The organism is Microcystis sp. M165S2 (assembly GCF_020245885.1).
GTDB lineage: Bacteria > Cyanobacteriota > Cyanobacteriia > Cyanobacteriales > Microcystaceae > Microcystis.
Genome location: NZ_JADBTZ010000120.1, coordinates 1 through 11,648 on the forward strand (window position 1 = coordinate 1; position 11,648 = coordinate 11,648).

Annotated in this window: 12 protein-coding genes; 8 read left to right on the plus strand and 4 right to left on the minus strand. The window is 41.1% G+C overall.

Translation table 11 applies throughout. The annotated features are described in order from the left end of the window. The first annotated feature begins 546 nt into the window (after positions 1-546). Positions 547-1,272 carry a GUN4 domain-containing protein gene (locus IM479_RS06310; protein ID WP_287685867.1) on the plus strand — a complete coding sequence of 242 codons (726 nt, stop codon included), beginning with the start codon at positions 547-549 and terminating at the stop codon, positions 1,270-1,272. 1 nt (position 1,273) lies between these two features. On the opposite strand, the gene IM479_RS06315 is transcribed toward IM479_RS06310, so the two are convergent. The 4 genes from IM479_RS06315 to petM form a co-directional block, all read right to left on the minus strand. Further along, positions 1,274-2,059, minus strand: a complete 786-nt coding sequence (locus tag IM479_RS06315) for a hypothetical protein (RefSeq protein WP_353737566.1) — start codon at positions 2,057-2,059, stop codon at positions 1,274-1,276. A 44-nt stretch (positions 2,060-2,103) separates the two neighbouring features. Then, positions 2,104-3,051, minus strand: a complete 948-nt coding sequence (thyD, locus tag IM479_RS06320; RefSeq protein ID WP_287685863.1) for a thylakoid membrane protein ThyD — start codon at positions 3,049-3,051, stop codon at positions 2,104-2,106. A gap of 168 nt (positions 3,052-3,219) precedes the next feature. Beyond that, positions 3,220-3,579 (minus strand): photosystem II reaction center protein Psb28, encoded by a 360-nt coding sequence (psb28, locus tag IM479_RS06325; RefSeq protein ID WP_286823580.1) that lies wholly within the window; start codon positions 3,577-3,579, stop codon positions 3,220-3,222. 106 nt (positions 3,580-3,685) lie between these two features. Continuing rightward, positions 3,686-3,799 carry a cytochrome b6-f complex subunit PetM gene (gene petM / locus IM479_RS06330; protein ID WP_012265655.1) on the minus strand — a complete coding sequence of 38 codons (114 nt, stop codon included), beginning with the start codon at positions 3,797-3,799 and terminating at the stop codon, positions 3,686-3,688. A gap of 302 nt (positions 3,800-4,101) precedes the next feature. On the opposite strand from petM, the gene IM479_RS06335 reads away from it, so the two are divergent. The 7 genes from IM479_RS06335 to IM479_RS06365 all read left to right on the plus strand — a co-directional run bounded on the left by IM479_RS06335 (position 4,102) and on the right by IM479_RS06365 (position 11,585). Further along, positions 4,102-4,623: a DUF192 domain-containing protein gene (locus tag IM479_RS06335; RefSeq protein ID WP_287685861.1), complete on the plus strand. Its 522-nt coding sequence runs from the start codon at positions 4,102-4,104 to the stop codon at positions 4,621-4,623. A gap of 369 nt (positions 4,624-4,992) precedes the next feature. Beyond that, positions 4,993-5,187 (plus strand): DUF2949 domain-containing protein, encoded by a 195-nt coding sequence (locus tag IM479_RS06340; protein WP_002732568.1) that lies wholly within the window; start codon positions 4,993-4,995, stop codon positions 5,185-5,187. Between the two features lie 176 nt (positions 5,188-5,363). Continuing rightward, positions 5,364-6,224, plus strand: coding sequence for an RpnC/YadD family protein (locus IM479_RS06345; RefSeq protein WP_287685859.1), 861 nt, complete (start codon positions 5,364-5,366; stop codon positions 6,222-6,224). After that, positions 6,221-7,075, plus strand: coding sequence for an RpnC/YadD family protein (locus tag IM479_RS06350; RefSeq protein ID WP_287685858.1), 855 nt, complete (start codon positions 6,221-6,223; stop codon positions 7,073-7,075). The genes IM479_RS06345 and IM479_RS06350 overlap by 4 nt, the downstream gene beginning before the upstream one ends. 71 nt (positions 7,076-7,146) lie before the next feature. Next, the gene (alaS, locus tag IM479_RS06355) at positions 7,147-9,771 is read left to right on the plus strand and encodes an alanine--tRNA ligase (RefSeq protein ID WP_287685856.1); all 2,625 of its coding nucleotides are present in this window, start codon (positions 7,147-7,149) and stop codon (positions 9,769-9,771) included. Positions 9,772-9,841: 70 nt separating this feature from the next. Further along, entirely contained in the window at positions 9,842-11,320 is a 1,479-nt protein-coding gene (locus IM479_RS06360; protein WP_287685854.1) for an AAA family ATPase, read from the plus strand. After that, complete coding sequence (locus tag IM479_RS06365; RefSeq protein ID WP_287685852.1) at positions 11,313-11,585, plus strand: hypothetical protein; 273 nt, start codon at positions 11,313-11,315, stop codon at positions 11,583-11,585. The genes IM479_RS06360 and IM479_RS06365 overlap by 8 nt, the downstream gene beginning before the upstream one ends. Positions 11,586-11,648: the final 63 nt, after the last annotated feature.

The following is an 11,648-nucleotide window of genomic DNA, read 5'->3' on the forward strand; positions in this document are numbered from 1 at the left end:
ACCACATTTAGGACAACGAAATATTGAAGCTGGTGAATCTTTTGTTAGAAGATTATGTTCTAAATCTTCATCGCCATCCAACCAAAATTTAATAATCCCAGAGAAGATTTTGATAAAAACAGCAATCATAAAAAGCAAATTATTGACATTTATCAGGTAATTATTTTTATTAGTCAATATTCTACACAACTCAGGCTAGATAAGCAAGGTAGCTCACCACTACTATCGGATCACTACTCGGTGTGTTACTTTTTGTTCTGTTAGATCTCGCCGCCGATTTGAGATTACTGATCAGGGGAGAGATGCCTTATCTGTTCATTTTGCGATCGAGTCTCGGGCTAATCAGTTCTTTGCTATAACCCGCGCTGGGTAACACGCGGGTTAAAATGACAATTTGGTATCAACATTATACCGTTATCATTTGGACTGGTTATTCAGTGTACGATCAACCACCCGCTAAAAATCCCTTTTTTGTCAGGAAAAAATTGAGCAGCGACCCCGAAATAGTGGTAATAGTATTGAAGGAGTGGTCTTAAAAGTGATGATATGACTGACCAGAATGGCGTGTTAGTAGAAGAACAAAGCGAGGATATTACCCGTAAGATGAGTCAATTAGCCACCGAGTCGCCGAAAAATCAATTACAAATCCTGACACAATTAGCCGGGGCCGGAGAAGTTGGCCTAACTGTATTAAGAGATTTTTTGTTGGCCAAGCAGCCCACTCCTGTTAATCTGGTGACAGGTAAGGCTTATCAATTGCTATACCAAGATAATAGCGATCAGAGCAAGGAATTTTTAGCTAATTATTTCCCCACGGGTGTTGTTCCCCTCGATAGTGCTAAAGGTATCGATTATCGACTTTTACAGGAATTATTGGCTAAACAGGATTTTCAAACTGCTGATAGTCTCACCCGTCAAAAACTCTGTGAATTAGCAGGAGAAGGAGCAATACAGAGGAAATGGGTCTATTTTACGGAAGTAGAAGCTTTTCCCGGTGTAGATATTCAGACTATTGATCATCTTTGGTTAGTTCATTCGGAAGGAAAATTCGGTTGGTCGGTACAGCGCAAATTATGGCTCGGTGTCGGTCAAGATTTCCCGAAACTCTGGCCGAAAATTGGCTGGAAAAATGGCAATAATTGGACAAAATACCCCCAAGAATTTATCTGGGATTTAAGCGCTCCCGTGGGTCATTTACCCCTGTTAAATCAACTGCGCGGGGTGAGAGTGGCTGCCTCTTTATTCTCCCATCCCGTCTGGAGTGAAAAATAGATTAGCGATAGTAAAAATCGTAGTTTTTTAGGGCATTCAGTCGGGCTAAATTGAGACGATAATGATAACCTAGTCTTTTTTGGAGAGGTTGCCAAAAATCTTTTTTAATGGGAGGTTGATAACTGACATCAAGGTGATTGCTTTTGTTTTTGAGGATTAACCAAGCTTCACTGATATCTACTGTCCACCCGACTTTTGCTGCCGCTAGTCCCATAATACTGCCTTCGCCACTGTGCCTTCCTTTCATTTCTAAATAGAGTGCTATCTTCCCCCAAAAATGCAAAAACTCTTGCTCTTTCCCTCCATCTCTAGTGACTATAAATAAAGACTCTCCAATCCAATTTACTTGTTCACTCGGAATTCCTAGTTTTTCAGAAACCCTGATTAAATTAGGTAAATCCCGAGGACGATATTTTTTATTATGCTCAACCATACTCTGATGACAACCAACGATACCTGGAGTAAAATCAAGATTGTCTGGTAATGATTCTATTAGTCTTGTATCCGCATCGATAAAGATAGCTGTCGGAAATAATTTTAAACTTTCAGCCAAGACAAAGCGTTTATCATTATAACAGTGCAAAATTCCTTTTTGATTATGCTTGAAGGCAATAACATTCGGAACATTATCAAAATACTGAGGGGCATCAGTTCCCACCACGATCTTGATCTGAGGAGCGTATTTTTGTAAATCTTCAGCCAAAGTTTTAGTTAATTGCTGATACTTTTCTCTAAGAGCTAAAGTACAAAAACAGAAATTTTCTGTCGGCTCGGAAGAATTCATAATAGATTACTGGTATCTAGAATTGTTGCCCCCAGTGTATCAGCTTTCTACATTTTCGGGACGATTTCCTCTAAGGCCGCTTCTAGATTAGGATAACGATAGTCAAAACCGAGCGCTTGTGTGGCTTTTGGCAGCACTTCTTGACCTTCTAAGACGATTTTTGCTCCTTCTCCCAAGAGAATTTCGAGGGCAAAATCTGGCACTGGCAACCAAGAAGGACGATTCATTACTTCCCCTAAAATCTGACAGAATTCCTTCATCCGGACGGGATTGGGTGCAGTAGCGTTGAAAGTGCCGCTAATTTCTGGGCGATCGAGACAATAGATAATTAAATTAATTAAATCATCCCGATGAATCCAAGAAAACCACTGACGACCGCTGCCAATCGGTCCGCCGGCAAACAGTTTGAAGGGTGGGATCATTTTCCCTAAAGCACCCCCATTGCCTAAAACAATACCCGTGCGAAGAATGACTAAACGAGTGCCGTAATCTTTAACTTTTTGGGCGGCTTTTTCCCACTTTTTACAGACATCTGCCAGAAAATCGTCACCGGGAGGGCTATTTTCGTCAAAACTAGCGGTTTCACTGGTTCCATAGTAACCGATCGCCGAGGAGTTAATTAAAACTTTCGGTTTCTGGTCCGCCAGTGCGGTCGCAACGCGCTCGCTACGCGAGATCGCCTCGACAATTTTCTCGGTGCCGATTTCCCGACTAGCGACGATTGCCTGTTTTGCTTCACCGGTCCAGCGTTCCGAAATCGGTTCTCCCGCTAGATTAATCACCGCGTCACATCCGGAAATCTCTTTTTGCCAATCCCCCGATTCTGTGGCGATATAGGGAATAATCTCTATCTTAGGATAGATTGACTTTGGGTAAATTCTTCGGGTTTTATCGGGATTGCGCGTCAAAATTAGGATGTCATCGTCGCGATCATAGAGTTTGACCACTAACCGACTACCCACAAATCCCGTCGCCCCAGTAATCGCTATTTTCATGGTTTCTTGACTAAATTTATCCTTATTTTAGCTCGTTTTTAACTATCAGAATTCAGGAGTCGGTTGTCAGTCCCGATGAAAAAATTTTCACCCCCACAGATGAAAGAGGTTTCCTTCCCTACACCCCACACCCTACACCCCACACCCCACTCCCCATCACCCCACTTCTCACTTATCCTGATACCCCATCCCGTTGGCTGCCGCATAACGATTCATAAAGCGCAGAAAACGCTCCCAGTGTTCATCGGTGATTTCAAAACCACATTCTACCCGTTGAATTTCATCCCCTTCATCTCCTCCAAAGATAAACTTAGTCGAGTTGGGAATAACTATAATCACTCCTTCCTCATCGGTGAGACGGAGATCGCCGTAGGTACGGGTGGTGAAACTTTGGAAACGTTCGATCGCTTTCAGGGTTTTAAAAGTCATCAGGACATTGCGAATCCCGGTACTTTTATTTTTGCGGAGACTAACACCGCTTAATTCTTCTGATAAACCGACAAAAAACTCGATCGTGGGAGTGTTCATGGGTGTGGGTATAAAATTTTAGTTATTGATTTTCTCTTAATTACTTTTGATGGGAAAAAAGTAGTTCATGACTACTAAGTAAAGTAACCATGAACCGAAAAACAAGCTATTCCGCTTCTCCACCTTGGATTTTGAGGAGAAGAAAACCCCAAGCTAATCCGACGAGGACGAGAACGATCGCCACGATCGCCCCATTAAATAACATACTTTCTGCGGTCATGGTGATTGCTCCTGAGCCTACAATAATCGATCAACAGATCAATGGTATTTTAACCTACGAAGGCGATCGACTGCAGCCAGACTAGGGCAAAATTGCGGGGAAAAATCGGCAAATAAATTTGAGAACTTTCTTAGTATATATGTTCTAGTAAGCCCGCCCCTCTCCTCAAGGAAGGATGCTCAACCCCATGCTAGATATTTTTAATAATATCTTTATATTTGCCGCCGCTACTTTGTGTTAACGTTTTATCTGATTAATTCTCCACTTATACTAGAAAAATTAAGTATTGATAACTATTGGTGATGACTGGTAAAAAATCATTTATGCTCAAGATCAAGTTAATATTATTTTTAGGTTTGTTGCTGCTGAGTTGTCAATCGACTAATCTCAATGGTAATAATAGTTCGATGGCTCAGATTACGACTGAGAATCAAGGGCAAATATTACCGATCACGGCCAAAGCAAATATTAATGGTGAGATGATTGAGTTAGAAGTGGCTCAAACCCCGGAACAACAGGCCAAGGGTTTAATGTATCGCTCGTCTTTGGAGAAAAATCGCGGTATGCTATTTCCCTTTGCACAACCTCTGATGGCAGGGTTTTGGATGAAAAATGTCTCGATTCCTCTAGACATGATTTTTCTAAAAGATGATATAGTAAAAGCAGTTTTGCTGAATGTCCCCCCTTGTGCTGTGGATCCTTGTCCTGTCTATGGGCCAAACACCATGGTTAATCAAGTGATCGAACTAGCTGGGGGTCGAGCGAAAGAATTAGGAGTGAAAGAAGGAGATAAAATTAAGATTGAGTCTATCTCAAGACCTTGATTTTTGAAAATGGTGTTAACTTTCTTATAGAAGGTGTCCCTTGTCTGGAAATATAAGTATGGCTTTTAGAAGCTATTACGCATTTATACTGTTTAAAATCTAACCATATCGATTAAGATTTTTATAGTCTATCAAGTCATAGATTGAATAATCTTTACCCTTGCTATAGATTAAACAGAGACAAAATTCTGCTCGATCTAACGGGACTATCTTAAGAGAGCCAGCGATTTTTAGGAAAGCGCTCTCTATCATCGAGATAGCTTAGATACAGAAAAAACGGTCGCGAGACTAACTGTCCTTGAAACCGATCAGGTAGTGTTTTGTTAAAATCACGAGATATACTATACTATTGAGGAAAAAAATCCCCCTATGTCCACGATTGCCTATTCCCAATTCCGACAATTTCTACAAGAGGAATTGTCCCTTCCCCAAGAATCGATCGCTATGGCCGAGCGCTCGATCCAATCTGATAAAATTCATTTACCGATGATTCTCTGGCAGTACGGTTTAGTGACCTTGGAACAATTAGACAAAATTTATGATTTTCTCGAAGAGGTAGTATAATCTTGCAATTGCTGACTATTGACAAGGAGAATAATTGCCATGGCTGCTCATAGTTTCTGGCACAGTTTGAAAATTCCGATCCCAAAAACTACCAATCATCCCTTGAGAAGTGGGTTATTTAAACCCACTTTTTTAATAACTATACAATTGAAAATTATCGATTAACTGCTCAGTCCATGAAACCCCATGACCAATTTGCCAAAAATTACCTTGAACAATTACTTTCTCCCTTGGGAACCGTCGAAATCAGCAAAGAAGTCAGCGACGAAACCCGACAGATAGATTTATTTTTTTCCCCCAATGCCGAGCAAAACCGCAATTATCTGGGATTATTAGGCAGAATTGTCCTTAATACTGTCTTAATTGAACCCTATCGCAATCCTCCCAACCGTAGCGAGATTCGCAATTGTTTAGCGAAACTTTTGACAATTTTGTCCGAACTGCAAAGACAAGCTAAACGAGAAAATCAGAGCTACAATGAAGACAATGCCCCTCGTTTGTGGATTTTATCCCCTTCCGCTGGTATCACTGTTTTAGAAGGATTTGGGGCAAAATTAGACCCAGATTGGCCAGAAGGAGTCTATTTTTTTCCCTCGCTTTATCGCACGGCAATTATCGCTATTAATCAATTGCCTGTGACTCCTGAGACTCTTTGGTTAAGACTATTAGGACGGGGAAAAACTCAAGACCAAGCGGTGCGAGAATTGTTAGAATTACCTCAAGGTAATGCTTTCCGGGAAATGGAAATAAATAACATCCTAGAAACTGAGGATAGAGAGGTGTTTATGACCTTATCTCAAACCTATCAGGAATGGAAGGAAGCAACTAAACGGGAAGGACGACAGGAAGGACGACAGGAAGGACGACAGGAAGGACGACAGGAAGGACGACAGGAAGGACGACAGGAAGGACGACAGGAAGCAAAACTGGAATCTATTCCCCGTTTGCTTGCTTTGGGTTTAAGTGTGGAACAAATCGCTCAAGCTTTGGATTTAGACTTAGAACAAGTCCGACAAGCTATTCAGGAAACTCCATGAAACCCCATGACCAATTTGCCAAAAATTACCTTGAACAATTACTTTCTCCCTTGGGAATCGTCGAAATCAGTAAAGAAGTCAGTGACGAAACCCGACAGATAGATTTATTTTTTTCCCCCAATCCCGAACCAAACCGCAATTATCTGGGATTATTAGGCAGAATTGTCCTTAATACTGTCTTAATTGAACCCTATCGCAATCCTCCCAACCGTAGCGAGATTCGCAATTGTTTAGCGAAACTTTTGACGATTTTGTCCGAACTGCAAAGACAAGCTAAACGAGAAAATCAGAGCTACAATGAAGACAATGCCCCTCGTTTGTGGATTTTATCCCCTTCCGCTAGTCTGACTCTTTTAGAAGGATTTGGGGCAAAATTAGACCCAGATTGGCCAGAAGGAGTCTATTTTTTTCCCTCGCTTTATCGCACGGCAATTATCGCTATTAATCAATTGCCTGTGACTCCTGAGACTCTTTGGTTAAGATTATTGGGACGGGGAAAAACTCAAAACCAAGCGGTGCGAGAATTGTTAGAATTACCTCAAGGTAATGCTTTCCGGGAAAATGTACTGGAATTATTAATTAGTTGGCGGGTTAGTATGGAAATAAATAACATCCTAGAAACTGAGGATAGAGAGGTGTTTATGACCTTATCTCAAACCTATCAGGAATGGAAGGAAGCAACTAAACGGGAAGGACTCGAACAAGGACTAGAGCGAGGACTAGAGCGAGGAAAACTAGAGGCTAAACTGGAATCTATTCCCCGTTTGCTTGCTTTGGGTTTAAGTGTGGAACAAATCGCTCAAGCTTTGGATTTAGACTTAGAACAAATCCGACAAGCGGCGCGAGAGTAAAGGTGGAGAGTTAAAACGCAAAAATGCCACAATGGATAAAATAGGCATTTTCTGACTAACTGACATCTTCTATGAGTAACCACCTAAGCGGAAGCGAGATTCGCCAGCGATTTTTAGACTTTTTTGCGGCCAGAAACCATAAAATTCTCCCTAGTGCCTCTCTAGTCCCAGAAGACCCCACCGTTTTGCTGACTATTGCGGGAATGCTCCCTTTTAAACCGATTTTCTTAGGGCAAAAGACCCCAGAATTTCCCCGCGCTACCACTTCCCAAAAATGTATTCGCACCAACGATATCGAAAATGTCGGCCGGACTGCTAGACATCATACTTTTTTTGAGATGTTGGGCAATTTTAGCTTTGGTGATTATTTTAAAGAACAAGCGATCGCCTGGGCCTGGGAATTGTCCACAGAAGTTTTTGACCTTCCCCCGGAAAGATTAGTCGTTAGTGTCTTTAGGGAGGATGAGGAAGCTTTCGCTATCTGGCGCGATAAAATCGGTATTCCTGCCCATCGTATCCAAAAAATGGGCGAAGAGGATAACTTTTGGGTATCGGGTCCCACGGGTCCCTGTGGTCCCTGTTCGGAAATTTACTACGATTTTCACCCAGAATTAGGGGATAAAACCATCGATTTAGAGGATGATAGCCGTTTTATCGAGTTTTATAACCTCGTCTTCATGCAGTATAACCGCGACGCGGATGGCAATCTGACACCCCTAGCGAATAAAAATATCGATACGGGGATGGGTTTGGAACGGATGGCGCAAATACTGCAAAAAGTCGCCAATAACTACGAAACTGACCTAATTTTCCCGATTGTCGCCGAAGCGGCCCGGTTAGCAGCGATAGACTACCAGAAAGCGGACGAAAAAACGAAAGTTTCCCTAAAAGTCATCGGCGATCATGTGCGTTCGGTAGTACACATGATAGCGGATGGTATCTCAGCATCGAATACTGACAGAGGTTACGTCCTGCGTCGTCTGATTCGGAGAGTAGTACGGCACGGGCGTTTAATCGGTATTGAAGGTCAATTTATCACCAAAGTGGCGGAAGTTGCGATCGCTCTTTCCGAGTCCGTCTATGGCAATGTTCGGGAACGAGAAACGGTGATCAAGGCAGAATTAGAGCGAGAGGAAGCGAGATTTTTAGAAACCCTAGAAAGAGGCGAGAAACTGCTCGAATCGATTCTAGAAAAAGAAAAAAGCCAGATTTCGGGAGTCGATGCCTTTACCCTTTATGATACCTATGGCTTCCCCCTCGAACTCACTCAAGAAATCGCCGAGGAGCAGGGTTTAAGCGTCGATACGGCGGGTTTCGAGCAAGAAATGAAAAAACAGCAGCAAAGATCAAAAGCCGCCCACGAAACCATAGATTTGACGGTACAGGGCAGTTTAGATAAGCTGGCGGAACATATTCACCCGACGGAATTTCTCGGTTATACGGATTTGCAAGCAACCGCAACAGTAACGGCAGTTTTGGTCGCCGGTAAAACGGTGGAATCGGCCGCATCAGGCACTGAGGTGCAGGTAGTTCTCGATAAAACCCCTTTTTATGCCGAATCGGGTGGACAAATCGGTGACAAGGGTTATTTAACCGGCGATAATCTGGTTATCCGCGTTGAGGATGTGCAGAAAGAATCGGGGATTTTTATCCATTTTGGTCGGATTGAGCGGGGAATTGTCACCACTGGCGATACAATTAATGCTCAGATCGATCGCTCCTGTCGTCGTCGCGCCCAAGCTAATCATACCGCCACCCATCTGCTACAATCGGCCCTGAAAAAGCTTGTCGATGGGGGGATTTCCCAAGCAGGTTCCCTCGTCAATTTCGATCGCCTCCGTTTTGATTTTAACTGTCCTCGTCCCCTGACTAGCGCTGAATTGCAACAGGTGGAAGAACAGATTAACACTTGGATTGCCGAAGCGCATGACACCGAGATAGCGGTGATGGGATTGGAAGAAGCGAAGCAGAAGGGAGCTATTGCCATGTTTGGCGAGAAATACGGCTCAGAAGTGCGAGTCATCGATATTCCTAGCGTTTCTATGGAATTATGCGGGGGAACTCACGTTAAAAATACCGCCGAGATCGGTTTATTTAAAATCATCTCCGAGACGGGAATCGCCGCGGGAATTCGTCGCATCGAAGCGGTGGCCGGCCCTGCCGTGTTAGCATACCTGAATGAACGGGATCAGGTGGTGCGGGACTTGTGCGATCGCTTTAAGGTCAAACCTCTGGAAATTCCCGATCGCATTACGGCCCTACAATCAGAGTTAAAGGGGACACAAAAGCAGTTAGAAACGATTAAACAGGAGTTAGCCCTAAATAAATCGGATGCTTTGCTATCTCAAGCCGAATCTATCGGCGAATTTAAGCTATTAGTCGCTTCTTTGGGCGATATTGATGCTAATGCTTTGATGGCCGCAGCCGAAAGACTACAGCAAAAATTAGGGGAAGGGGCAGTGGTTTTGGCCTCGACTCCCGCAGCTGATAAAGTGAGTTTAGTGGCCGCTTTTAGTCCCCAGGTGATTAAAGATCGGGGTTTACAAGCGGGTAAATTTATCGGTGCGATCGCTAAAATCTGCGCTGGTGGTGGTGGTGGTCGTCCCAATTTAGCTCAAGCTGGGGGACGGGATGCTAGTAAGTTAAGCGAAGCTTTAGCTAAGGCCAAAAGTCAGTTAACTAGCAGTTTACAATAGTTTTAAGGGTGGACATTTTGTCCACCTTTAAAAAATTAGTTATTCTCTCGGTGTGATTGGTAAAAATAATATGGAACTACTGATCAAGAATTTGGGATCAATTAGAAATAATAATCAAGCTATAGATTTAACTAAGAAGTTTTACACTTTTATTGGCTACAATAATAGTGGCAAAACCCTAGTTTCTCAGCTTTTATGGACAATTTTTAATCATGACAATATTAGAAAGTTTTACGAAAATACCCAAATTGATTCTTTAGGAATTGACTCGGAAAAACCTATTAAAAAAATTACGATCAATCAAGAATTAATCGATGAGATTCTCAATAAATTTAGCCAGTTTATTGAAAAAGAAGTTGTTAATACTTATAATCTTGATGCCAGTATTAAAGAAACGATTATTGGTTCCAATAAATTAATTTTTCAAGCAAATATCAAAGAATTTAAAGAGACGAAATTTAAAACAACTTTTTTGATTAGTGTTCCAGGAAATAATGATCTGGAGTATTTACAGATTAGCAAGGGCAAAGGTAGCCTAACAATAAATATAAAAGAACCTAATATACCTGAGAAAGTATTTGATAAAATACCCAGAGACTTTTTTGAGAGAGCTAAACCATCCAAGGAATCAGTAATTATTTCGTCAATAATAAGAGTGCTTTTGTCTCAGACACAAGATACTTTTTTTATCCCCGCTAGTCGTAGCTTTTTCCCTGTTTTCTACCAGTACATTTATGAGATAGAGAGAAATAAAAGAAGTGAGTATAATCGTCGATTGCAAGAATTAATAGAAAATATTGATGATGATGTTGATACTAATAAAAATATATTATTCAAACGTCTTCAAGAACAATTACCCAAAAGGTCTTATACAGAACCAATGAATAAGGTGATTGAGTCGCTTTATTCTCTCAATACCAAGAAAGAAATTAATTCAGTTTATAATTCTCTGATTGAAAAGATGAGCGGATTAATGGGAGGAGAAATCACGGTTTCTAGTCTGGAATCGATCGCACCTATTCAATTTTCTTTTAAATTCGATGAAACCAAAGATTTACCGATGTATTTAGCTTCATCTTCGGTAAATCAATTGACTCTCTTGTATCTTTATCTCAAATATTGGGCCAAGGAAAAAAACAATTTTTTGATGATAGATGAACCAGAAGTTAATTTGCATCCCGAAAATCAAATTCGCTTAATGGATATTTTAGTTCAATTTGTCACCGAGCATGATAATCGAGTTTTAATCACCACCCATAGCCCGATTTTAACCGATATTCTCAACAATTATGTTTATCTTCATACCTTAAAAAGTTATGATGTTGATGTCACAAAAATTATTGAAGATAATCAATTAAAAAATTTAAATCCAGAAATTTCAATTGCTAAAGAAGACTTAGGAGTTTACTTTTTCACGGGTGATAAAATTATTGATTATGGAACCAGTCAATATGGTGTTTATTTTCGTAACTTTAAAGAAGTTATCAACTCTGTGCAGAAATCTGGAGAAATTTTAACCAACCATATCTATTTAGCAGAGAATGAGTAAGTCTAACTCAAAAAAAGAAATATTTTCCCTTAGACAAGAGTTTCACCAAGCTTTAGAAAAATGGGATTTTATTCAAGAAATATCCCTTAGTCAGGATGCTTGTATTGAAATTCAAGAAACAAATAAGAGCGAGTTAAAGAAAGTAGTTATTAATCACTTACAGTTATCGTCTAAAAATGACAAAAATAGGTTCTTCGTTACTTGGTATGGTTCCATAGGGGGGCATAAATTGACTAAATCCTTATCCGGCAAGAGACTTAATTGATTAGTTCGCTCTAGATCAAAAACAATTGACAAAAATCGCCAAATGCCTTTCTAGCATAAGGGT

Coding starts and splice junctions, on each gene's coding strand:
- IM479_RS06310 (WP_287685867.1), top strand. CDS start 547: ATGACTGACCAGAATGGCGTGTTAGTAGAAGAACAAAGCGAGGATATT.
- thyD (WP_287685863.1), bottom strand. CDS start 3,051: ATGAAAATAGCGATTACTGGGGCGACGGGATTTGTGGGTAGTCGGTTA.
- psb28 (WP_286823580.1), bottom strand. CDS start 3,579: ATGAACACTCCCACGATCGAGTTTTTTGTCGGTTTATCAGAAGAATTA.
- petM (WP_012265655.1), bottom strand. CDS start 3,799: ATGACCGCAGAAAGTATGTTATTTAATGGGGCGATCGTGGCGATCGTT.
- IM479_RS06335 (WP_287685861.1), top strand. CDS start 4,102: ATGACTGGTAAAAAATCATTTATGCTCAAGATCAAGTTAATATTATTT.
- IM479_RS06340 (WP_002732568.1), top strand. CDS start 4,993: ATGTCCACGATTGCCTATTCCCAATTCCGACAATTTCTACAAGAGGAA.
- IM479_RS06345 (WP_287685859.1), top strand. CDS start 5,364: ATGAAACCCCATGACCAATTTGCCAAAAATTACCTTGAACAATTACTT.
- IM479_RS06350 (WP_287685858.1), top strand. CDS start 6,221: ATGAAACCCCATGACCAATTTGCCAAAAATTACCTTGAACAATTACTT.
- alaS (WP_287685856.1), top strand. CDS start 7,147: ATGAGTAACCACCTAAGCGGAAGCGAGATTCGCCAGCGATTTTTAGAC.
- IM479_RS06360 (WP_287685854.1), top strand. CDS start 9,842: ATGGAACTACTGATCAAGAATTTGGGATCAATTAGAAATAATAATCAA.
- IM479_RS06365 (WP_287685852.1), top strand. CDS start 11,313: ATGAGTAAGTCTAACTCAAAAAAAGAAATATTTTCCCTTAGACAAGAG.